Genomic DNA, 21,944 nt, shown 5'->3' with positions numbered 1-21,944 from the left:
GCGGGCCTATGCATAGCACAGCGTTTTAGATATCCAGTAGCAGGCGTGTCGGATCTTCCAGCATCTCTTTCACCGTCACCAGGAAGCCGACGGATTCGCGCCCGTCGATCTGGCGGTGATCATAGGAAAGCGCCAGGTACATCATCGGTAGGATCACCACCTGACCGTTGACCGCCATCGGCCGATCCTTAATGGCATGCATGCCCAGGATGGCGCTCTGCGGCGGGTTGATGATCGGCGTAGACATCAGCGAACCGAATACGCCGCCATTGGTGATGGTGAAGTTCCCCCCCGTCAACTCCTCCACCGTCAGCTTACCGTCGCGGCCCTTCACCGCCAGCGTCTTGATACGCTTCTCGATCTCCGCCATGCTCAGGGTATCCACGTCACGGAGCACCGGCGTAACGAGGCCGCGCGGCGTCGAGACGGCAATGCTGATGTCGAAGTAGTTGTGGTAAACCACCTCCTCACCGTCGAGGGCGGCGTTGACCTCAGGATAACGCTTCAGCGCCTCCAACACCGCCTTAACATAGAAGGACATAAAGCCCAGACGAACACCATGGCGCTTCTCGAACGCCTCACCGTACTGGCTGCGTAGCGCCATGATCGGCTGCATGTTCACTTCATTGAAGGTGGTCAGCATCGCGGTGCTATTCTTTGCCTCCAACAGTCGCTCCGCTACCCGCTTACGCAGGCGAGTCATCGGCACCCGCTTCTCCCGCTCGGCGGTCAACGGTGCCGCGCTCGCCGCGGCGCGCGGCAGCTCCGCCGACGGTGGGGTAACCGGCTGCGCGGACAGATGTTTCTCGACATCTTCGCGCGTCAAACGCCCCCCCACGCCGCTTCCCTGCAATGCCGCCGGATCCAGATCATGCTCCGCCACCAGACGGCGCACTGCCGGACTCAGTGCATCGTTATTACCGCCGTCCAGCGCGGCGGTATGCCGTTCGGCCGGCGTTGCCTGTGCGACCTGGGGCCCACTGCCGATCGCGACCCCACTCACGTCCGCCGGACGCAGACGCCCCAGCAGTTGACGCGCCCCCACCGTGGCCCCCTCCGGCTCAAGGATCGCTTCCAGCACCCCGGCGTCTAGTGCCGGTACCTCTAAGACCACTTTATCCGTTTCGATTTCGACCAGCACCTCGTCGCGGGCCACGCTCTCACCGACCTGCTTATGCCAGGTAGCGACAGTCGCGTCAGCGACGGATTCAGGCAGATCAGGAACCAAAATTTCTACGCTGCTCATTATTTTTCCTTATCTCAAAGCGTGTCTCGCAGGCGGGCCTACAGGCCCGCACCCTGAACTCATTCCACATGCAATGCGTCGTCCACCAATGCTTGTTGCTGCTCGCGGTGTACTGACAGATACCCCACCGCTGGCGAGGCCGAGGCCGGACGCCCCGCATAGCGCAGTACCGCACCGAAAGGGATCACTTCACGCAAGTTATGCTGACTGCAATACCAAGCCCCTTGGTTGAGCGGCTCCTCCTGACACCAGACGAAGTCGCGAGCCTGAGTATATGCTGCCAATACCGCCTGCACCGCCTGGTGCGGGAACGGATACAACTGCTCGATGCGCACGATGGCCACATTCTCTTGGCCATTCTTACGCCGCTGTTCTAGCAGATCGTAGTACACTTTGCCGGAGCACATCACCACCCGCTTGACCTGCTGTGGATCGAGCGCGTCGATCTCGCCGATCGCCGGCTGGAAGCTCCCCTGCGCCAACGCCTCCAGCGAGGAGACGGCCAACGGATGGCGGAGCAACGACTTGGGCGACATCACCACCAGGGGACGCCGCATACCGCGCAGTGCCTGGCGGCGCAGCATATGGTAGACCTGCGCCGGGGTCGACGGTACGCAGACCTGGATGTTCTGCTGCGCGCACAGTTGCAGGTAACGCTCCAGACGCGCGGAGGAGTGTTCCGGCCCTTGCCCCTCATAACCATGCGGCAACAGCATCACCAGGCCGCACAAGCGCCCCCACTTCTGCTCACCGGAGCTGATGAACTGATCGATCACCACCTGTGCGCCGTTGGCGAAGTCGCCGAATTGTGCCTCCCAGATGGTCAAGGTACGCGGCTCTGCGCTGGCATAGCCATATTCGAAAGCCAGCACCGCCGCCTCGGAAAGCACCGAATCCCACACCTTAAAGTCGCCCTGGGCATGATGCACGTTCTCCAGCGGCACATACAGCGCGCCATCCTTCTGGCTATGGATCACCGCATGGCGGTGGAAGAAGGTGCCACGACCGCAGTCCTCGCCAGAGAGGCGTACCGGAATCCCCTCATCCACCAGTGTTGCATAAGCCAACGTCTCCGCTCCTCCCCAGTCGAACGGCTGGCTCCCTTCGGCCATGGCGGCGCGATCGGCATAGATCTTGGCGACCCGCGGCTGCATCTCAACCTCCTCGGGCACCCGACTGATACGGCGCGCCAAGTCTTGCAGACGCTGTGTCTCGACGGCATGGGGATAGGGTTCGTCCCACTCATGGTGTAGGTAGGGCTCCCAGGTTACGCTGTGCATGGTCATCGGACGCCACTCTTCAACCACGCATCCCCCGCCATCTAGCGCGTCGCGATACAGGTTGACCATCTCGGTGGCCTCCTCTAAGGAGACGATCCCTTGCGCCATCAGGCGATCGGCATACAACTTACGCGGCGTCGGGTGTTTTTTGATCTTCTGGTACATCACCGGTTGCGTGGCGCTTGGTTCGTCGGCCTCGTTATGACCGTGACGGCGATAACACACCAGATCGATAAATACATCGCGCTTGAAGGTATTACGAAAATCGAGCGCCAGGCGGGTGACGAAGGCTACCGCCTCTGGATCATCGGCATTGACGTGGAAGATCGGCGCCTGCACCATCTTGCCAATATCGGTGCAATATTGACTTGACCGGGCATCCAACGGATTAGAGGTGGTGAAACCAATCTGGTTATTGATGACGATGCGTACCGTCCCCCCTACCTCGTAACCGCGCGCCTGAGACATGTTCAGCGTCTCCTGCACAATACCCTGACCAGTGATGGCCGCATCGCCATGGATAGTGATCGGCAGCACGATGTCGCTGCGCGTCCGATCCAGTCGATCGCGACGCGCGCGCACCGATCCCATCACTACCGGGCTGACGATCTCCAGGTGTGACGGGTTGAAAGCCAGTGCCAGATGCACCAGGCCGCCTTCCGTCGCCATGTCGGAGGAGAAGCCCATATGGTATTTCACGTCACCGGTGCCCAGATGATCCTTATGCTTGCCGGCAAACTCATCGAACAACTCGTCGGCATGCTTGCCCAATACGTTAATCAGCACATTCAGGCGCCCACGGTGCGCCATGCCCAAGACCACCTCACGGGTGCCGTGCAGGCCGGCGTGACGGATCAACTCCTTCAGCATCGGGATCAAGGCATCTCCCCCTTCGAGGGAGAAGCGTTTGGCGCCAGGAAACTTCGCGCCAAGATAGCGCTCCAGTCCCTCGGCAGCGGTCAACTCACGCAGGAAGCGCCGCTTCTCCTGCGGGTTGAAGGACGGTTGCCCCATCACCGACTCCAGACGCTGTTGCAGCCAGCGCTTCTCGTCGGTGTTGGTCAAATGCATATATTCGGCGCCGATGGTACCGCAGTAAGTCTGTTGCAACGCGCGGTAGATATCCGCCAGGCGCATGGTTTCGCTGCCGACAGCGAAGGAGCCCACGTTAAACGTCTCGTCGAAATCTTCCGCGCTCAAGTGATGGAAAGCCGGGTCAAGATCCGGCACCGGCTCTTGCTTCCACAAGCCAAGCGGATCGAGATTAGCCTGCTGGTGGCCACGAAAACGGAAGGCGTTGATCAGTTGCAATACCTTCACCTGCTTCGCATCGGTCTGCGGATCGTTAAAACGCTGGCCGAAACGCGCCGGGTCTTTAGCCAAGCGGCGGAAGTAGTCACGTGTTTGGGAATGGAACTGATCCGGCGGCAATCCATTCGCCGGCAGTTGTTGAAAAAGGAGTTTCCAGCTGTGCTCCACCGAGTCGGGGTCTGTTAGATAGTCCTCATACAGTTGCTCGATATAGGACTGGTTCGCGCCCGCCAGATAGGAGGAATCCAGCCAGGCCTTCATTGTGCCGTTTTGCATCGTGATCCCTTAAGCTTATAAAGCCCGTAGTTCGCCGTGGTGAATACCTTATTTTTAACAGATATTCTTGTATTAACTTAATGTTATTAAAAATTTTAGCCAAATTACCAACAACATAATCACTGCGTGATAACCCTGCCGCTATTGTATCCACCTCTCGGGGCGGCTCGACATAACCGGACAGCGGATGCAACCTCAACGACAGCATCCTCAGGGAACCGCTAAAAGCCGCAAACCCACGGAGAAGGCGGCTTTTAGCGCTTCTCTGCCCGCCCCGGTCAACACCGGGGCGGAACATGCATTATCCGATCTATTAGTAAGAATACTATATTTTTCTTAGTGTTAGGCCTCACGATGCAGCAGCATGGATTTAATATGGCCAATGGCTCGCGTCGGGTTTAATCCCTTCGGACAAACGCTGACACAGTTCATGATGCCGTGACAGCGGAAGACGCTGAAGGCATCGTCCAACCCCTCCAGACGCTGCGCGCTGGCCGTATCGCGGCTATCGATCAGAAAACGGTAGGCCGCCAGCAGACCGGACGGGCCGACGAACTTGTCCGGATTCCACCAAAATGACGGACAGGCGGTAGAGCAGCAGGCGCATAAGATGCATTCATACAACCCGTCCAACTTGGCTCGCTCCTCCGGCGATTGCAGGTGCTCGCGCGCCGGCGGCGTGCGGCCATCGTTGATCAGATAGGGTTTAATCTTTTCATACTGCGCATAAAACTGCCCCATATCCACCACCAGATCGCGCACCACCGGCAAACCGGGTAACGGGCGGATGACAATCTTGCGTCCCCCGCGCCGTAACGCGGAGATCGGCGTAATGCATGCCAAACCATTCTTGCCGTTCATGTTGACACCGTCGGAGCCGCATACGCCTTCGCGACAGGAGCGGCGGAAAGCCAGTGTCGGATCCTGTTCTTTCAAGCGGATCAGCGCGTCCAACAGCATCATGTCGCGCCCTTCTTCCGCTTCCAGGGTGTAATCCTGCATATGTGGCGCGCGGTCTACGTCAGGATTGTAACGATAGATAGAAAATTCGAGTTTCATTACCTATTCCTCGGCAAATCAGTAGGTCCGCACCTTCGGCGGGAACGCCGCGCGCAGTTTAGGCTGCATATTGACGTGACGCTGCACCATGCGTTCGCTCTCCGGCAGATAGAGGGTGTGGCACAGCCAGTTGGCGTCATCGCGCTGCGGGAAGTCGAAACGGCTGTGCGCCCCACGGCTTTCGGTACGGTAGTTAGCCGCCATGGCGGTAGCGAAGGCCGTGGCCATCAGGTTATCCAACTCTAGGCACTCGATACGTTGGGTGTTGAATTCGCTAGAGGTGTCATCCAGACGAGCGCTGGCCAGGCGCTCCCGGATTGTCTTCAGCTCGGCCAAACCTTGCGCCATCGCCTCACCTTCGCGGAACACGGAGAAGTTGTGCTGCATACAAGATTGCAGATCTTTGCGGATCTGTGCCGGATCCTCCCCTTTGCGGGTGCCGTTCCAACGGTGTAATCGTGCCAGGCTGGCCTCAATATCTGATTCACTGGCCTGACGTAGCGGCCCTTGCTCTTGCAGGCTCTGCGCCAGGTGCAGACCAGCCGAGCGGCCAAACACGACCAGATCCAGCAGCGAGTTGCCGCCCAGACGGTTAGCGCCATGCACCGAGACACAGGCGATTTCGCCGACGGCAAACAGCCCAGGGATCACCTGATCGGCACCATTGGTGTCTTGGGTCAACGCCTGCCCGCTGATACGGGTCGGAATGCCACCCATCATATAGTGACAGGTTGGGATCACCGGGATCGGCTCTTTGACCGGGTCGACGTGGGCGAACGTCCGCGACAGCTCTAGGATACCTGGCAGACGGGACTCCAACACCTCTTTACCCAGGTGATCGAGCTTCAATTTGGCGTGGGGTCCCCAGGGCCCGTCGCAGCCACGCCCTTCGCGTATCTCGATCATGATCGAGCGCGCGACAACGTCGCGCCCCGCCAGATCCTTGGCGTTCGGCGCATAACGCTCCATAAAGCGCTCACCGTGTTTATTCAGCAGATAGCCGCCTTCGCCGCGGCATCCCTCCGTCACCAGCACCCCGGCGCCAGCGATCCCGGTCGGATGGAACTGCCACATCTCCATGTCTTGTAACGGCACCCCCGCGCGCAGCGCCATCCCGATCCCATCACCAGTGTTGATATGCGCGTTGGTGGTCGACTGGTAGATACGTCCGGCTCCACCGGTGGCCAGGATCGTGGCGCGCGACTTGAAGTAAACCACCTCGCCAGTCTCGATGCACAAGGCGGTACAACCGACTATCGCCCCATCCGCGTTCTTCACCAGATCCAAGGCATACCATTCAGAGAAGATGGTGGTGTGATTCTTCAGGTTTTGCTGATACAGGGTGTGCAGCAAGGCGTGCCCGGTACGATCCGCCGCCGCCGCGGTACGTGCCGCCTGCTCGCCGCCGAAGTTTTTCGACTGGCCACCGAACGGACGCTGATAAATGCGCCCATCATCCAGGCGAGAGAAAGGTAACCCCATATGCTCCAACTCAAGGATGGCATCGGGACCGGTCTTACACATATATTCGATGGCATCCTGATCGCCGATGTAGTCCGATCCCTTCACGGTATCGTACATATGCCATTCCCAGTTATCTTCGTGGGTATTGCCTAACGCCACGGTGATGCCACCTTGCGCCGAGACGGTATGGGAACGGGTAGGAAAGACTTTCGATAGTAAGGCGCAACGGAATCCTTGTTGCGAAATCTGCAATGCGGCGCGCATGCCCGCACCACCGGCGCCGATCACCACGGCGTCAAACTCTCTCACTGGCAGTTTCATTTATATCCCCCAGACGACCAATGTGCCATAACCCAGATAAACCACCAGTACCACCACGATAGCCAGCTGTAACAGCAGCCGCAGCGCCAGGGGTTTGACATAATCCGTCAACACCTGCCACATCCCGATCCAGGCGTGCACCAAGACGCACAACAAGGTCAGCAGGGTAAACACCTGAGTCAGACGGGAGGAGAAGAAGTCGAGCCACAGCCCATAGTTGAGCGGGCCGGCCACGGCGATAAAGGCCAGCAGATAGATGACATACAACGTCATGATGATGGCGGACGCACGCAGCAGTAACCAATCCTGGACCCCGTTACGTCCCAACGCCGATGCATTACTTACCATAGCCATACCCCCGCACAGATGGAGAGCAGCACGGTGACGGCAAACGCCACCTGCGCCGAGCGACATCCCACGCTAAACGTCTCTTCCAGATAGCCAAAATCCATCAGTAAATGGCGGAGGCCACCACAAATATGGTAAGCCAACGCCGTCAGAATGCCCCAAAGCACCAACTTAACCAGCAGGCCATCGACCAGCGCCGACGCCTGCGCGAATCCCTCGGCCGAAGAGAGCGACAGGCCGAGCAACCACAGAAGAATCGCGATGGAGACGAAGACAATGACCCCGCTAACACGGTGTAGGATCGAGGCGATGGCAGTGATGGGGAAGCGGATTGTTGGCAAGTCAAGATTGACAGGTCTTTGTTTTTTCACAGTGTTGCCCACATAGCTCTTATTATTTTCCCTCCTCCGGACCTGGGCGGTGTCAAGCAGCGCTTCTATCAACCCGCGTGATAACGCGGTATCTGGCCGCGGTAAAGCGAGTCTGACCGCAGCGGACGATGAGCGCTGGGTGCTCCACAACAGGCATGCCTACCGATGGCGGTAAGTCCCGGAGACCTGGCGGCAGTATAGGGTCACCACATTATGATTACAATTCAAACACAAAATGATTAACAACATTTAACCAAAACAGTGAACATGGTCACGCATTCATCAAAAGTTAATAAATAGGCCAATTGCATTGACAATAAATCAACATTTCGATTACAAAAAAGGAATTAAAAGTGTGCATTATGATTAGATGTTGCCCAATTCGCTTTCGTGTGAGACAACGTTAAGCAGCTGTGTTGGAAAGATCCTTTCCACGCCGTCAACATGAATAATCATAATCCTTACACCACCTTGGAAACACATTTTTAACAATTAGTTAGTAACGGCAACCACGTGACAAGGAGACGCCACTACGCCGCCTGACGCCAACAGAGGCGAGAGACGGTCATATCACGTGCCAGGGAAGCTTACCTCGCCGCACCTCGTGCGGTGTCAATGGTTCTAAAAATAGATGTCCCAAAGGAGACTGTAATGGCAGACAACAAAGCAACGCTGACGGTGGGTTCTGAGCGCATTGAACTGGATGTACTGTCCGGGACGCTGGGTTACGATGAGATCGATATCCGTAAACTTGGCAGCCACGGCTACTTCACCTTTGATCCGGGCTTTACCTCTACCGCCTCCTGCGAGTCACAGATCACCTATATCGACGGTGATGAGGGGATCTTGTTACATCGTGGTTATCCCATCGACCAATTGGCGAAACACTCCTCGTTCCTTGAGGTCTGCTACATCTTGTTGTATGGCGAACCGCCGACGCAAGCGGAATATGACACGTTCAAGACCACCGTGACTCGTCATACCATGATCCACGAGCAGATCACCCGTTTATTGCAAGGGTTCCGCCGCGACTCGCATCCGATGGCAGTCATGTGTGGGGTAACCGGCGCGCTGGCCGCTTTCTACCATGATTCACTGGATATCAGTAACGAGCGTCACCGCGAGATCGCCGCTTTCCGTTTGCTGTCGAAGATGCCGACAGTCGCGGCCATGTGTTACAAGTACTCCCTGGGCCAACCCTTTATCTATCCGCAGAACGATCTCTCCTACGCCGGCAACTTCTTGCGCATGATGTTCGCTACGCCGTGTGAGGAGTATCAGGTCAATCCGGTGTTAGAACGCGCCATGGATCGCATCCTGATCCTGCATGCCGACCATGAACAGAATGCCTCAACTTCAACCGTTCGCACCGCCGGCTCCTCGGGCGCGAACCCGTTCGCCTGTATCGCCGCCGGTATCGCCTCGCTGTGGGGGCCAGCACACGGTGGAGCCAATGAGGCCTGCCTGAAGATGCTAGAAGAGATCAACCATGTCGATCATATCCCGGCCTTTATTAAGCGCGCTAAGGATAAGAACGACTCTTTCCGTCTGATGGGCTTCGGTCATCGGGTATATAAGAACTATGATCCGCGCGCGACGGTGATGCGTGAAACCTGCCATGAGGTACTTAAGGAGCTGGGGATGAACGACAACCTGCTTGAAGTCGCCCTAGAGCTGGAGCATATCGCGCTGAATGACCCCTACTTTATCGAGAAGAAGCTCTACCCCAATGTCGACTTCTACTCGGGTATCATCCTCAAAGCGATGGGTATCCCCTCGACCATGTTCACCGTTATCTTCGCCATCGCCCGCACCGTCGGCTGGATCGCCCACTGGAACGAGATGCACGAAGACGGCCTGAAGATCGCCCGTCCGCGTCAGTTGTACACCGGTTACGCCCGCCGCGACTTCAGCTCACAACTGGAGCGTCGTTAATCCCTCTCCCCGGCCTACCTCTCTGGCCGGGGAGTCCTCCCCCGCCTGCGGATATAACGGATCGACTATGAAGGCCTGGCGAGCGGCCACGGCGACGCCTCCCCGCCTGCGGATATAACGGGCCGCTCATCCGCCGTAGCCATCACGCCTCCCCTCCTCCCCGCCATAGCGTTATACTGCCGGCGAACACACGCTCCGCCCGGGAGGCATCATGCAGCACACCATCTTACAGGCCGGTCCCGAACTCCAACTGATACCGGCGCATCCCCGCTTTGCCCAGGCCCTGTTCACCCTGGTGGAGCAGAATCGGGAGTATCTCTGCCGTTTCCTCAGTTGGCCGCACAGTATGGTGCACGTCGACAATCTCTCTCAGAGTCTGCACGCCCAAGCCGAAGCGCACCACGCGGGCAGCGCACGCCATTACATCATCCACTATCAGCAACACTGTATCGGCGTCATCGCCTTAAATAGCATCGATCATCAGCGCCGTTGCGCGCCGATAGGCTACTGGCTAGCCCAGTCTTACCAGGGGAAGGGGCTCATCTCAGCCTCCCTCCAAGCACTGATGCAACACTATGTGGCACGGCGCGAAGTCACTCGCTTCGTAATCCAATGTATCAGCGATAATCTGCGTAGCAACGCCGTCGCACGCCGCAATGGCTTTACGCTGGTGGAGACGCGTCATCAGGCCTGTGAGCTCGAAGGGATACGTTATGATCAAAACACCTATCTGCGCCGTTTCGACTAGCGCTTACCACGCAAATAAAGCCAGTTTTTCGCACTTTACTAATCATAACGCTCCGTATCGGAGAATCACAAAGAGTTGCAAATAACACATTGAATAAAAAGAGTAAAATAAAAATTATCGGAATGAAAATCAACGTATAACGTGATAGGGACGCGAGTTAAAGCAAGATTTATCAACAAAAATATCGACAAATGCGGTATTATGACCAAGTAAACTTTATTTTTACCACTTTCCCGCCTGATGCCACGCAATACGCCTGCATCCCGGCGGTTTTTACTTTTGCGAGGTCTTATCATGCAACTGCCGCACTGCCCAAAGTGTCATTCTGAGTATACCTATCAAGATAATGACATGTACATCTGCCCGGAATGCGCTTACGAGTGGAATGACGCCACTGACGCCGCGCCGGAAGAGGAGAGCCTGATCGTCAAAGATGCCAACGGCAACCTGTTGGCCGATGGCGATAGCGTCACCGTCATCAAGGATCTGAAGGTCAAAGGTAGCTCCTCCATGCTGAAGATCGGCACCAAGGTGAAAAACATTCGCTTAGTTGAAGGCGATCACAATATCGACTGCAAAATCGATGGCTTCGGTCCGATGAAGCTCAAATCTGAATTTGTGAAAAAGAATTAATCCTTAGCCGATCGCATTCTAGATCCTCGTCTTCGCCAATGGGCGAGGATCTAAGACCATTATAAGACAATTAATTTAATGCGTTCTCAATCGAATGCTTTTGTAGAGCAAAGCAGATAATAATTATAATTCTTCACGCTTGCTTTACATCGATGTAGCAATATTTCCAAATCAATAGCATTACTATTCGAATGGCGACTCGCTGGCGTTCAATAATTAGACAGAAATAATAAATCAATAAAAATCAAAGGGTAATATTAAATACTGGCGTAAGAATTAATATTACCAAGTATAAGCAAAGGATTCATTTTTCCTTTCTCTGTAAAGTAGAGAAAAAAGATAGCTTAGGGTCTATATTCTGCCGACATTTTTATGTAAGCTGTGTGTGAAAAGTCGTAGCAGAAACAGAATGAGGACAATTACGATTAGATGAATAACTACGGACATGGCCCATGGGCGATGCTCCGTGAGAACAATCAGGCGTACTTTCTCTATTTGTCGTACCTGGAAAGTATCAACCTGATTGTGTCGTTTTCCCTGGTGTTGGCCAAATTGGCAACCTGATCCATCAATGGGTCAGGTTTTTTTTTACCATATTAACCTGGCTGCCATTCTATTAAGCGATGACAACAGCGTCTAGTTAGACTAAGGTATAGCTATCCCGCAGATAATGCAGGAGGCCCTCTGCGACTCATGTCAACATCTGGTTACCATGGAAGATAGAGGATGTAATTAACCACAGAACGTATTATTGTATAGCTTATTGTATGTGGTGGTGGCAATGAGGAGAAGGAAGCAGAGTGATTGCTGATAACGAGAGCCTGGCGCAGGATATCAAGCTGTTTATCGATCAATCTTTATCCTACTATGGTCAACTACAGTTTGCCTATTTATTGCTCAATAAGAAGAATCCAACGGAAATCACCATCATCTCCAACTCCCCCGATGAATGGGTCAAGTTGTACCAAGAGCACCATTACCAACAGATCGATCCGGTGGTGATCTGTGCGTTACGCCGTACCTCGCCTTTTCTCTGGGATGAGAAAATCACGGTGAATGCCAAACTCAACCTCTCCAAGATCTTTAGCTTGGCCAAAAAATACCAGGTCAATAAAGGGTATACCTTCGTCTTACACGATGCCGAAAACCAGCTAGCGATGCTTTCGATGATGGTCGATGAGCATAGCCTAAATATCGTCGAGCAGAATCAAGGCGCGTTACAGATGTTATTAATTAACGCTCATGAGCGTTTCATGGCGGGTCAACGACAGATTCAAGCGCAACAGCATAATATTAAAAATAATAACATGGAGAATATTTTCTCCGCGCGCGAGAATGAAATTCTGTATTGGGCCAGCATGGGCAAAACCTATCAGGAGATCGCGCTGATCTTGGGGATTAAAAGCGGAACGGTGAAATTCCACATCGGTAACGTTGTGAAAAAACTGGGCGTGCTCAACGCCAAGCATGCCATCCGACTTGGCGTTGAATTACAACTCATCAAACCGGTTGAGCGCTGATCGTCTCTTCTTCTAGCACCAACGGCCAAGCCTGTAGCAATGCCTCTTGCCAGGGGTGCTGTAACTCTTGATTAATCCGCTCAATCAAGCTGCGCTGATTCTCAGCGTCGGCTGGCAAATAGACTAAATAAATCGCCTGATCCTTTTCCGAGATGCCCTGCTCGACCACCGAAACATTCCAACCGGAGCGGTTTAGAATACGCAACATCGGCTGGCTGACGATGGTATAAATCCCCTGGTGGCCTGAAGCCAGGGTATAATTGATCATCGCCAAGAACAACAGGTGACATAGGGGATACTGGTTTGCCAACAAGGTGCGCGCTCGATACTTATCGACGAAGAAACGGCTGGACTCGAAGAACTGGCTACTGGCGGGGATCTCCGCCTTGGCGAAATACTGGAAGAAGGTACCCACAATCATGTTGTGATAACGCGTCTCGATTAAGCGCACGCTACACACCACATCATTATCCTTGACGCCCAGTAGATAGGTCGTATGCTCACTGTCATACTCATCGAACTCCATCCCATCGCTACAGTTGACGGCCCAATTCAAGCGGTCTTTAAACGTGTCTTTACGCAATGAGAATAGCTCACTAGAGGTTGTTCTTGACAGCGACTGATAGTCAACAGCAAAAATTTCAAACATATCCTTTCCTTTAACGCCCCCGTCTATGTAGCTCTCTCCGCTCACGGCTTAGACCAAGCTAAAAAGCTTACCTCGCTTGGCCAGCCTACCGACCGGCACAATCCTATCTTGCATCTTTCAAGGAAATATCCGAATTTAGTTTTTAATGATCGTTCGCCTCGATAGATAGCGGTTGCAAGACAACATATTACAATATGAGAAAACGTCATCATGCGCCTATAAAATACCGCTGAGGGTACCGCGCCGACACACTAAATTCATGAAAGAATAAAATCATCTTTACTTGTCAATATAAATTTAATGCAGCAATAAACTCTTCGGATTATCCGTTAGCATACAGGGAAATGGGGGGTTAAGACAAACGGAATATGAGAAAGTCAGCTGGGTGATCATTGAAAAAATAATAGCGCAATGGCGTAATTTTTGCAGGCGATTATTAATCGCCGCCGAGGACAACGGCAGACTCGCGATGACGGCAAGAATACGCAGTCACGGCGTCCCCCCACATAGGGAAATAGCATTACGGAAAGTTTTGGTATTAAATTGGTAATGTTGGGTGCGATGATGGCCGGCATCGCCGACCATCCGTTAGGCATTCACGCTGGATTAGCGATATCGATAAACGTTACCTCAAGACCATACTCCTGAGCCAACCACGCACCCAAGGCGCGAACGCCACCCCGCTCTGTAGCATGATGACCCGCGGCAAAGAAATGCAGTCCCATCTCACGGGCGGTGTGAATGGTTTGCTCCGATACCTCACCGGTAATGAACGCATCGACGCCAAAGCTGGCCGCCTGCTCGATGAATCCCTGCCCTCCCCCCGTACACCATGCCACGCGCCGGATCAGCGCAGGCGCATTATCGCCACTATGCAACACGCTATGATGCAGCTTACGTTCTAAGCGACCGATCATCTCTCCGGCGCTACACGGCTCAACCAAGTCACCATAGGGCAGTAATGGTGCGATCAGCCCTTGTGGCGTGATCTTCAGCAACTGGGCCAGTTGGGCGTTATTACCCAACTGCGGGTGAGCATCCAACGGCAGGTGATAGGCATACAAGTTGATGTCGTTGGCCAATAGCGTCTTCAGCCGCTGTCGACGCATTCCACGGATAGTCGGCGTCTCATTTTTCCAAAAATAGCCATGGTGGACCAGGACTGCATCAGCCTCGGCCTGCAACGCGGCATCCAACAGTGCCTGACAGGCCGTTACCCCAGTGATGACACGCCGCACCTCACGGCGCCCCTCGACCTGTAAACCGTTGGGTGCGTAATCCTGAATCTCAGCCACATTCAACAGCTGATTTATCTGTTGTTCTAACAACCAATTATCCATGCCCTCTCCTCACGTAGCGGCATTCGCCCCTTATCATTCGATCCTCGAATAATACGCTACTCCCGCCCTGAAAACAGCGCATGCTCCCCTTGACGCAAATGGTGAAAGCGTACGCCGCTACGGTTGCCCGCTGCCAATTGGGCCATGATGGTTTGCTCCGCCGTCTCTCCAGCCCGTAACGAGGGTTTAATATGCGCGATCACGACCGGGAATCCCTGCAATGCCGCGCTATCACCGCTGTAACGGGCCAGTTGAACCAACTCCTGATTGAGCAGGCGTGGCGTGAGATGACCGAACAGATGCGACGGGGGCACAGCGTCACTGAACGAGGTTTCGATGATCATGCCTTTTAGCGCACCGCTGGCCAACAACGGCCCCAAGCGGCGCCAGATACGATCGAGATGGTTGCTCTGCTCGACGCTATCGGCGCCAGTATCGCCGAAATAGGCGAAATACTCGCCCGCTCGCTCCAACAGGATCATCGCCGAGGTCACCCCGGCGTGACTCAACGGATAAACCTGGGCACTCATCCCGCTATTCCCTAACGAGAAACGCTGTGCTGGGCGTACGCTATGAATACGATAGGTACCCAAGCGTTGCCCCTGTCCGGCATCACTAAAATTGGGCCAGCTTTTCCAGTTAAAATAGTGGGTACGTAGCGTCTCCGCACTGCTTGCCAGGGTATAGATCGGCTTGCGGCTATCCTCCGGCGCGACCAACAATAGCCCGGCGACATGGTCCAGATGGGGGTGGCTGATAAAATAGGCCGTAATCAACTCGCGCAGCACGTATCCTTGCGGGGTCCAGGGTGCGGCGCGCTCGGCGCTCGCTTCGGGGAAAGCGCCCTGGGCTAGCGCCTTGGCGATCCCCGGCAGGGTCGAACCCGCGTCTAGCGCCACATAACCCGTATCCCGCTCATGGCGGATCAAATAGGCGGGGAGGTTATCGCCGCTCAGCCCCCCACCACTGCCTAATGCCACCACCTGAAAGCCCGCCAACGCGGGCAACGCCAGCAGACCATACAACAGCCAAGCGCCCACCACCCCACACCAGAGGATTCTCTTGGTCAACATCTGCTTGCTCTCCCTGTCGTCCCATATCGACTCATCCCCCGTCATCGTCAGCCGCACGCGCGCGTTGGAAGGCCAACAGCGTGTCTCGCCGCGCCCGGGCGTGATCGACCAAAGGATCGGGATAGTCTAGCACGCGCCGTTGACGCAACGCCCAGCGTTGAGGGTGATGGATCTCACTATCCGGGACATCCCTCAACGCCGGTAGCCAGCGACGGATAAACAGCCCCAGGGCATCATAACGCTGCCCCTGCGTGGTCGGATTGAAGATGCGAAAATAGGGCGCGGCGTCGCTCCCCGTCGAGGCCGCCCACTGCCAACCACCATTATTCGCCGCTAGATCGCCGTCGAGCAATTGGCTGAGGAAATAACGCTCACCGAGACGCCAGTCGATCAACAGATCTTTGACCAGAAAACTGGCCGTCAACATCCGTAGCCGGTTATGCATCCAACCGCAATGATTGAGTTGACGCATGGCCGCATCGATCAACGGGAAACCGGTCATTCCCTGTTGCCAGCGCTGCAAGCCCTGTGCATCATCACGCCAACGAATACGCGCCGTCCACGCAATAAAGGGACGGTGACGACACAGATCGGGCCAAGCCACCAGCAGGTGGCGGTAGAACTCACGCCAGATAAGCTCATTCAGCCAGGCCTCACTCCCGGAGGCCGCATTCGGCGCACAGGATAGCCGCTCCCGCATCGCCGCCACACACTGACGCGGCGACAAGATCCCTAACGTCAAATAGGGTGACAACAGGCTCGTGCCCGCCTGTGCAGGAAAGTCACGCCGCAACGCATAGGTCGCCAGATCGTTGTGACAGAAATGCGCCAGCCGCGCCAGGGCGGCGCACTCTCCGGCAGGGAACAACGTCGCATCGATCGCCGCCGCCGGGTAGTCAAAGGGGGTGGTCAAAAGGGGCGCGGCGGGCTGAGGCGCGCGCGGCGCAGGCGCCGGCAGGGGAGCGATGTCATGCTGGCTCAACAGAGATAAGAAGGCACGCTTAAATGGGGTAAATACCTTAAACATCTGTCCGCTGCCCGTCAGTACCGTACCAGGCGGCAACAACAAGGCATCGTCGAAGCGATGGCAGGGGATCGGTAGCGTGGCACATAGCGCCGCATCCCGCCGCCGTTCATTTAACTCATACTGACGATTAAAGAACAGGGCCGTGGCCTGATGCTGGTCGCAAAACTGTGCCACAGCCTGCCGCTGTGCGTCATAGTCCGCCACGCTCAAGCAATGCAGCGCTATGTGACGCGCTGCGAGTTCAGCCTGTAATAAGCGCAGATTCTGCCAAATAAACTGCGCCTGACGGGGCGCCATATCCTGCATCTGCCACTGACGCGGCGTCGCCACGTACAGAGCCAGCACCCGGGCGTGGGGAGCGGCGCAGGCAGCATGCAACGCACGATTATCGTTCATACGCAGATCGTTACGCAGCCAAACCACATGCGTCGTCATCGGTGCCACCTAATGACCATAGCGCAGACGCAAGACGTCCGGATACGGCGAAAAATAACGCTGTGAGGCCAAATAATCATCGGGATACTCACGCAGATAATGCTTCAACAGCGTCAAGGGGGCCAACAACGGCTGCGTCCCTTGGCGGTACTGCAAAATCAACTCGCTCAACTCGGCACGCTGGGCGGCACTCAGGCGCGGGCTGAAGTATCCCTGTACGTGTTGCAGCACGTTGGTATGGTTACGCCGTGTCGCGGGCTGGCGCATCAACGCCATCAGGCGCACACGGTAGTCGGCGGCGAACTGCGCCAGCGAGTCATACTGGGCGATAGCCGCCACCAACCGCCCCAAGGCGCGGTAATCGGATTGTGAATGCGCCAGCAGCAACAGCTTATAGCGGCTATGGAAAGCCACCAGCGCGCCGCGCGTCAACCCTTGGCGCCATAGCTGATTAAATTCATGCAAGGCATACACGCGAGCAATGAAGTTCTCACGCAGCAGCGCATCGCTCAGGCGGCCATCCTCCTCGACCGGTAACCACGGCATCGCCGCCATCAAGGCGGCGGCAAACAGCCCGACCCCACTCTTCCGCGCCTCTTGTCCGCTGTAAAGCTTTACCCGCTCCATACCACAACTGGGCGAACGTGCACAGAGTATAAACCCGCACAATGCGTGTAGTTGCGGCAGCTGACGCGCGGAAAACGCCTGCATCGCCGCCGTATAATCCAGGCTAGGGTCGCGGCTATCAACCAGCGCGATCTCCGATGACGCCTCACGCCGCATCAGGCGTAGAGCGGGACGCGGCGACGGCAGCCCTATGCCCATTTCGGGACAGACGGGCAAGAAGTGAAAAAATGGCGCCAGCGTCTCACAGGCCAAGGCCAGACGCTTATGACCGCCATCGAAACGCACCGTTTGACCGAGCAGACAGGCACTGATACCGACCGGGATCGCAGATGACATGGTAAGCCTCCCTTCACAACAATAGACGATTTCCAGGATCCTTACGCAAGTGTAGACTGTCGCGCCACATCTGCGAGTCTCAGGCACGCACCGTCAGAAGAAGTCAGGCTTCACCTTTTCAGATTCGCTCAGCCACACCGGTTTGTCGCTCGTCTTACACCATACCCGATGCAGATAACTGTAAAAACGCGCGCGATCCTTACGCCACAGCATCACCGGCAGCGCCAACGCGCCTACCAGGATGACACAGCAACGGCGTAGCAGGATGCGTGACCAGGAATAAGGGGGATAGGGCATCGAGACCTCCTTGCAAACACGCCTAAGACCTACGCGCTAGGCGGAAAACCTGCGGCCAGAAGCGCTGGCCTGAATGGCTCCAACATAGCCCCTCGCTGCGCAGAAAGCAAGCACTCATCCGACCACCTCATTCCTGCTCGATCCGCAGGCGATCACACGTTTTGATAAGCGCCGGCCGAATAGGTCAACTCGTAGCTGTGGCTGTAGATCTCAATGATATTGCCGAACGGATCCTCCATATAGACCATGCGGTAAGGCTTCTCGCCCGGATAATATTCACGCACCGGCATCCGTTGCTTACCGCCCGCCGCGACGATACGGGCCGCTAATCCTTCGACATCCGGGTCCTGCACACTGAAGTGAAATACCCCGTTCTTCCAGAACTCGAAGTTATTCACACGCGCCTCGCTGTTGGGAAACTGGAACAGTTCGATGCCGATCTTATCGCCCGTCGCCAGATGTGCGATACGAAACGAACCCCAGCCAGGGCCAAACACATCATTACACATCACGCCAATAGCGGAATCATCCTCGCGGATCTCGGTCGGCGGCATCACCAGATACCACCCCATCACAGATGTATAAAAGTCGACCGCCCGCGCCAGATCGGTCACGCTGATACCAATATGGGAAAAACTACGTGGATACGCCATCACTCTCACTCACCTCACACTCGTCGGTAGAAAACGCGTGACAGCGTAGAGCGATTACACATAATCAAAAATAAGGTTAAAGTAATAGAAGCGATAAAATTAATTTATGCTCAATCCACTCTGGCTACGGACGTTCATCGTCATCAATGAAACCGGGAGTTTTACCCGCGCTGCCGAACACCTCGATCTCACCCAGGCAGCCGTCAGTCAACATGTGCAACGCCTCGAAGCCGAACTCGGTCCCCTGCTGCTGCGCCAACCGCGCCGGCTCGAACTGACGCCACGGGGACGGATGGTGTTAGCGTTCGCTCGCCAACAGGCGCTCGCCTGCGCCCAACTGCGTGCGACCCTCGCCGATGACGATCCCTATCGCGGCACCATCACCCTCAGCACCCCGGGCAGCATCGGTCTATTACTCTATCCGCTGTTGTTAGATCAGCAACAGGCTCACCCCGATTTGGTTATCCGCCACCGTTTCGCGCCGACGCATGACATTATCCACGCGTTGCTGGCAGGAGAGAGCGACATCGGCTTAGTCGATCGTCCCGCCGACCATCCCCAACTGAACGCCCGCCCCTTCGTGCAAGAGCCGCTCTGCCTGGTGGTCCCGGCGAGCTACCAAGGCGAGGGCTGGGCGGATCTTTGTCGGCTCGGATTCATCGACCACCCCGACGGCCATGATATGGCGCAACGCCTGTTGGGACGCAACTATCCCGGCGCATCGCTCGCCACGCTGCCAATACGCGCGTTCACCAATCAAATCGGTCTGATCTTAGAGCCGGTGGCCCGCGGACTCGGTTTTAGCGTGCTGCCCCGCTGCGCCATCCGCGCCTTCCCTCGGCCAAATCACATCCGGATACTGACCACACCTGTCGAGGTAACGGATACCCTCTGGTTGACCTACCGTGCCGAATGGCCGCTCCCCGGACGCCACCAACGCCTGATAGCCGCCCTACAGCAGGCGATGTGCGAGTCGCTTGAGCTGCCGATGTCCTAACCCCCCCACCGGAGTCTGGCGGTATGCTCGACGCCGCCCGTCGCCCTTGCTGGCTGAATCACCGACATTTGATTGAATAAACTCCATTTTTATATTTTTTTTACAGCCTACACCGCCTTTTTTACCGTTTTTATGCCCGCGCTTTCCTACCCTAAGGAGGTCATCAAGCAATGCATAATGAGGAGAAAGGTAATGACAGTAGGCGTGATCGCCGGCGCCGTTTTGGTGCTGCTACTGCTGGTGTATCTGGTGTATGCACTGTGGCATGCGGAGGCATTCTGATGTTACTCAACGCCCTGATGCTCATCGGCCTGTTGCTGTTGGCGCTGTTCGTCCTGGCGCCTCCGCTCGGCAGTCTATTGAGTCGACTCATCGACGGTGAGCCTTATCGTGCCATGGTGCGTACGGAGCATATCCTGTGGCGCTTATGCGGCGTCACGCCATGTGACATGGACTGGCGCCGCTATCTGCAAGCGATCCTCGCCTTCAACCTGCTCGGCGCGACGCTATTGTTCGTCCTGTTGTTAGCCCAAGGCGTATTACCGCTTAATCCGCAAGGCTTTCCTGGCCTGCGCTGGGATCTAGCGCTCAACACCGCCATCAGCTTTGTCACCAACACCAACTGGCAGGCCTATAGCGGTGAGAACAGCCTAAGCTACCTTAGCCAGATGGCCGGACTCGGCGTGCAGAACTTTCTCTCCGCCGCCAGCGGCATCGCCATCTTGTTCGCGCTGACCCGTGCCTTCACCCGCCACGCCGATGCGGCGTTAGGTAATGCCTGGGTCGATCTGTGGCGCATCACCCTGTATGTCTTGTTACCTCTATCACTGTTGCTGGCGTTATTCTTCGTCGGCCAGGGCGTGGTACAAAACTTCGCCGCCTATGTCGATGTCAGCCCGTTGGAGGGAGGAGAACAACTGCTACCGATGGGGCCGGTCGCCTCGCAAGAGGCGATCAAACTGTTGGGCACCAATGGCGGCGGCTTCTTCGCTGCCAACTCCGCCCACCCGTTCGAAAACCCCAGCGCATTGAGCAATCTGGTACAAATGGTGGCGATCTTCCTGCTGCCGACCGCACTCTGCTTCGCCTTCGGCCGCAGTGTCGGCGATAGCCGCCAAGGACACGCCTTGCTGTGGGCCATGGTGCTGATCTTCAGCATCGCCGCCGCGGTGGTGATGTATGCCGAATTGCAAGGCAATCCACACCTGATGGCCCTAGGGGCCGACAGTAACGGCAACATGGAGGGCAAAGAGAGCCGTTTCGGTATCCTCGCCTCCGCCCTGTACGCCGTAGTGACGACCGCCGCCTCCTGTGGAGCAGTCAATGCGCTGCATGACGCTTTCACTCCCCTCGGCGGCATGGTGCCGATGTGGTTGATGCAGATCGGCGAGGTGGTCTTCGGCGGCGTCGGTAGCGGGCTCTATGGCATGCTATTGTTCGTCCTGCTCACCGTCTTCCTCGCCGGGCTGATGATCGGCCGTACCCCCGAGTATCTGGGGAAAAAGATCACCGTCTTCGAGATGAAGATGACCGCACTGGCCATCCTGATCCCCCCCGCCCTGGTTCTGGTCGGCAGCGCCATCGCCCTACTGTGTGACGCCGGACGCAGCGCCATCCTCAATCCGGGGGCCCATGGCTTTAGTGAGGTGCTATACGCTTTTTCCTCTGCCGCCAACAACAACGGCAGTGCCTTCGGCGGATTGCGCGCCGACACCCCGTTCTACAACCTATTGCTGGCCCTCGTCATGTTGCTCGGCCGTTTCGGGGTGATTATCCCGGTCATGGCCATCGCCGGTGCTCTGGCACTGAAAAAACGCCAACCGGTCGGCAACGGAACCCTGCCTAGCCACGGGGCCCTATTCGTCGGTCTGCTGATCGGCACCATCTTACTGGTCGGCGCCCTGACCTTTATTCCGGCACTGGCTCTCGGGCCGGTGGCCGAACAGCTACAAATGACGCTGGTTCCCAGCCAGCCGTGAGCGCAAGGACAAAAGAGAA

Annotated in this window: 20 protein-coding genes; 7 read left to right on the top strand and 13 right to left on the bottom strand. The window is 56.2% G+C overall.

What is annotated here, in order from left to right:
* Window positions 1–25: 25 nt before the first annotated feature.
* The 6 genes from odhB to sdhC form a co-directional block, all read right to left on the bottom strand.
* Window positions 26–1,246: a 2-oxoglutarate dehydrogenase complex dihydrolipoyllysine-residue succinyltransferase gene (gene odhB / locus EHO01S_RS06725; RefSeq protein ID WP_024523235.1), complete on the bottom strand. Its 1,221-nt coding sequence runs from the start codon at window positions 1,244–1,246 to the stop codon at window positions 26–28.
* 59 nt (window positions 1,247–1,305) lie between these two features.
* Complete coding sequence (sucA, locus tag EHO01S_RS06720; RefSeq protein ID WP_024523234.1) at window positions 1,306–4,113, bottom strand: 2-oxoglutarate dehydrogenase E1 component; 2,808 nt, start codon at window positions 4,111–4,113, stop codon at window positions 1,306–1,308.
* 342 nt (window positions 4,114–4,455) lie between these two features.
* Window positions 4,456–5,172, bottom strand: coding sequence for a succinate dehydrogenase iron-sulfur subunit (locus EHO01S_RS06715; protein WP_024523233.1), 717 nt, complete (start codon window positions 5,170–5,172; stop codon window positions 4,456–4,458).
* A gap of 18 nt (window positions 5,173–5,190) precedes the next feature.
* A complete protein-coding gene (gene sdhA, locus EHO01S_RS06710; protein WP_024523232.1) occupies window positions 5,191–6,957 on the bottom strand; it encodes a succinate dehydrogenase flavoprotein subunit in 1,767 nt (588 codons plus the stop codon).
* Entirely contained in the window at window positions 6,958–7,305 is a 348-nt protein-coding gene (sdhD, locus tag EHO01S_RS06705; RefSeq protein ID WP_024523231.1) for a succinate dehydrogenase membrane anchor subunit, read from the bottom strand.
* The gene (sdhC, locus tag EHO01S_RS06700; RefSeq protein ID WP_024523230.1) at window positions 7,299–7,688 is read right to left on the bottom strand and encodes a succinate dehydrogenase cytochrome b556 subunit; all 390 of its coding nucleotides are present in this window, start codon (window positions 7,686–7,688) and stop codon (window positions 7,299–7,301) included. Before sdhC ends, sdhD begins: the two co-directional genes overlap by 7 nt.
* A gap of 639 nt (window positions 7,689–8,327) precedes the next feature.
* Here sdhC and EHO01S_RS06695 point away from each other — a divergent pair.
* The 4 genes from EHO01S_RS06695 (at window position 8,328) to EHO01S_RS06675 (ending at window position 12,512) form a co-directional block, all read left to right on the top strand.
* Window positions 8,328–9,611, top strand: coding sequence for a citrate synthase (locus EHO01S_RS06695; RefSeq protein ID WP_024523229.1), 1,284 nt, complete (start codon window positions 8,328–8,330; stop codon window positions 9,609–9,611).
* A gap of 211 nt (window positions 9,612–9,822) precedes the next feature.
* Complete coding sequence (locus tag EHO01S_RS06690) at window positions 9,823–10,359, top strand: GNAT family N-acetyltransferase (protein WP_024523228.1); 537 nt, start codon at window positions 9,823–9,825, stop codon at window positions 10,357–10,359.
* A gap of 294 nt (window positions 10,360–10,653) precedes the next feature.
* On the top strand, window positions 10,654–10,992 hold the full coding sequence (locus EHO01S_RS06685) for a zinc ribbon domain-containing protein YjdM (RefSeq protein WP_024523227.1): 339 nt from the start codon (window positions 10,654–10,656) through the stop codon (window positions 10,990–10,992).
* Window positions 10,993–11,792: 800 nt separating this feature from the next.
* Window positions 11,793–12,512, top strand: a complete 720-nt coding sequence (locus EHO01S_RS06675) for a helix-turn-helix transcriptional regulator (protein WP_024523226.1) — start codon at window positions 11,793–11,795, stop codon at window positions 12,510–12,512.
* Here EHO01S_RS06675 and EHO01S_RS06670 read toward each other — a convergent pair.
* The 7 genes from EHO01S_RS06670 to EHO01S_RS06640 form a co-directional block, all read right to left on the bottom strand.
* Window positions 12,493–13,161 (bottom strand): acyl-homoserine-lactone synthase, encoded by a 669-nt coding sequence (locus EHO01S_RS06670; RefSeq protein WP_024523225.1) that lies wholly within the window; start codon window positions 13,159–13,161, stop codon window positions 12,493–12,495. The two genes, EHO01S_RS06675 and EHO01S_RS06670, sit on opposite strands and share 20 nt — an antisense overlap.
* Window positions 13,162–13,757: 596 nt before the next feature.
* Window positions 13,758–14,501, bottom strand: coding sequence for a type 2 GTP cyclohydrolase I (locus EHO01S_RS06665; RefSeq protein WP_024523224.1), 744 nt, complete (start codon window positions 14,499–14,501; stop codon window positions 13,758–13,760).
* 56 nt (window positions 14,502–14,557) lie between these two features.
* On the bottom strand, window positions 14,558–15,574 hold the full coding sequence (locus EHO01S_RS06660; protein WP_035370290.1) for an MBL fold metallo-hydrolase: 1,017 nt from the start codon (window positions 15,572–15,574) through the stop codon (window positions 14,558–14,560).
* A gap of 31 nt (window positions 15,575–15,605) precedes the next feature.
* A complete protein-coding gene (phrB, locus tag EHO01S_RS06655) occupies window positions 15,606–17,036 on the bottom strand; it encodes a deoxyribodipyrimidine photo-lyase (protein ID WP_024523222.1) in 1,431 nt (476 codons plus the stop codon).
* A gap of 9 nt (window positions 17,037–17,045) precedes the next feature.
* Window positions 17,046–17,999: a YbgA family protein gene (locus EHO01S_RS06650; protein ID WP_024523221.1), complete on the bottom strand. Its 954-nt coding sequence runs from the start codon at window positions 17,997–17,999 to the stop codon at window positions 17,046–17,048.
* A 93-nt stretch (window positions 18,000–18,092) separates the two neighbouring features.
* Window positions 18,093–18,296 (bottom strand): YbfA family protein, encoded by a 204-nt coding sequence (locus EHO01S_RS06645; RefSeq protein ID WP_024523220.1) that lies wholly within the window; start codon window positions 18,294–18,296, stop codon window positions 18,093–18,095.
* 152 nt (window positions 18,297–18,448) lie between these two features.
* On the bottom strand, window positions 18,449–18,949 hold the full coding sequence (locus EHO01S_RS06640; RefSeq protein ID WP_024523219.1) for a lactoylglutathione lyase family protein: 501 nt from the start codon (window positions 18,947–18,949) through the stop codon (window positions 18,449–18,451).
* A gap of 106 nt (window positions 18,950–19,055) precedes the next feature.
* Here EHO01S_RS06640 and EHO01S_RS06635 point away from each other — a divergent pair, with 106 nt between their 5' ends.
* The 3 genes from EHO01S_RS06635 to kdpA all read left to right on the top strand — a co-directional run bounded on the left by EHO01S_RS06635 (window position 19,056) and on the right by kdpA (window position 21,925).
* Window positions 19,056–19,946, top strand: coding sequence for a LysR family transcriptional regulator (locus EHO01S_RS06635; RefSeq protein ID WP_024523218.1), 891 nt, complete (start codon window positions 19,056–19,058; stop codon window positions 19,944–19,946).
* Between the two features lie 192 nt (window positions 19,947–20,138).
* Window positions 20,139–20,228 carry a K(+)-transporting ATPase subunit F gene (gene kdpF / locus EHO01S_RS18215; RefSeq protein ID WP_070244629.1) on the top strand — a complete coding sequence of 30 codons (90 nt, stop codon included), beginning with the start codon at window positions 20,139–20,141 and terminating at the stop codon, window positions 20,226–20,228.
* Window positions 20,228–21,925, top strand: coding sequence for a potassium-transporting ATPase subunit KdpA (gene kdpA, locus EHO01S_RS06625; RefSeq protein WP_024523217.1), 1,698 nt, complete (start codon window positions 20,228–20,230; stop codon window positions 21,923–21,925). The genes kdpF and kdpA overlap by 1 nt, the downstream gene beginning before the upstream one ends.
* Window positions 21,926–21,944: the final 19 nt, after the last annotated feature.

It is taken from the genome of Edwardsiella hoshinae NBRC 105699 = ATCC 33379 (assembly GCF_000474215.1).
GTDB classification, from domain to species: Bacteria; Pseudomonadota; Gammaproteobacteria; order Enterobacterales; family Enterobacteriaceae; genus Edwardsiella; species Edwardsiella hoshinae.
The sequence above is the reverse complement of the archived record's forward strand: the minus strand, read 5'-3'. Positions and strand labels throughout refer to the sequence as shown.

What these genes read in the sequence shown, in the direction of transcription:
- odhB (WP_024523235.1), bottom strand. Translation starts at nt 1,246, where the DNA reads ATGAGCAGCGTAGAAATTTTGGTTCCTGATCTGCCTGAATCCGTCGCT.
- sucA (WP_024523234.1), bottom strand. Translation starts at nt 4,113, where the DNA reads ATGCAAAACGGCACAATGAAGGCCTGGCTGGATTCCTCCTATCTGGCG.
- EHO01S_RS06715 (WP_024523233.1), bottom strand. Translation starts at nt 5,172, where the DNA reads ATGAAACTCGAATTTTCTATCTATCGTTACAATCCTGACGTAGACCGC.
- sdhA (WP_024523232.1), bottom strand. Translation starts at nt 6,957, where the DNA reads ATGAAACTGCCAGTGAGAGAGTTTGACGCCGTGGTGATCGGCGCCGGT.
- sdhD (WP_024523231.1), bottom strand. Translation starts at nt 7,305, where the DNA reads ATGGTAAGTAATGCATCGGCGTTGGGACGTAACGGGGTCCAGGATTGG.
- EHO01S_RS06695 (WP_024523229.1), top strand. Translation starts at nt 8,328, where the DNA reads ATGGCAGACAACAAAGCAACGCTGACGGTGGGTTCTGAGCGCATTGAA.
- EHO01S_RS06690 (WP_024523228.1), top strand. Translation starts at nt 9,823, where the DNA reads ATGCAGCACACCATCTTACAGGCCGGTCCCGAACTCCAACTGATACCG.
- EHO01S_RS06685 (WP_024523227.1), top strand. Translation starts at nt 10,654, where the DNA reads ATGCAACTGCCGCACTGCCCAAAGTGTCATTCTGAGTATACCTATCAA.
- EHO01S_RS06670 (WP_024523225.1), bottom strand. Translation starts at nt 13,161, where the DNA reads ATGTTTGAAATTTTTGCTGTTGACTATCAGTCGCTGTCAAGAACAACC.
- EHO01S_RS06665 (WP_024523224.1), bottom strand. Translation starts at nt 14,501, where the DNA reads ATGGATAATTGGTTGTTAGAACAACAGATAAATCAGCTGTTGAATGTG.
- EHO01S_RS06660 (WP_035370290.1), bottom strand. Translation starts at nt 15,574, where the DNA reads ATGTTGACCAAGAGAATCCTCTGGTGTGGGGTGGTGGGCGCTTGGCTG.
- phrB (WP_024523222.1), bottom strand. Translation starts at nt 17,036, where the DNA reads ATGACGACGCATGTGGTTTGGCTGCGTAACGATCTGCGTATGAACGAT.
- EHO01S_RS06650 (WP_024523221.1), bottom strand. Translation starts at nt 17,999, where the DNA reads ATGTCATCTGCGATCCCGGTCGGTATCAGTGCCTGTCTGCTCGGTCAA.
- EHO01S_RS06645 (WP_024523220.1), bottom strand. Translation starts at nt 18,296, where the DNA reads ATGCCCTATCCCCCTTATTCCTGGTCACGCATCCTGCTACGCCGTTGC.
- EHO01S_RS06640 (WP_024523219.1), bottom strand. Translation starts at nt 18,949, where the DNA reads ATGGCGTATCCACGTAGTTTTTCCCATATTGGTATCAGCGTGACCGAT.
- EHO01S_RS06635 (WP_024523218.1), top strand. Translation starts at nt 19,056, where the DNA reads ATGCTCAATCCACTCTGGCTACGGACGTTCATCGTCATCAATGAAACC.
- kdpF (WP_070244629.1), top strand. Translation starts at nt 20,139, where the DNA reads ATGACAGTAGGCGTGATCGCCGGCGCCGTTTTGGTGCTGCTACTGCTG.
- kdpA (WP_024523217.1), top strand. Translation starts at nt 20,228, where the DNA reads ATGTTACTCAACGCCCTGATGCTCATCGGCCTGTTGCTGTTGGCGCTG.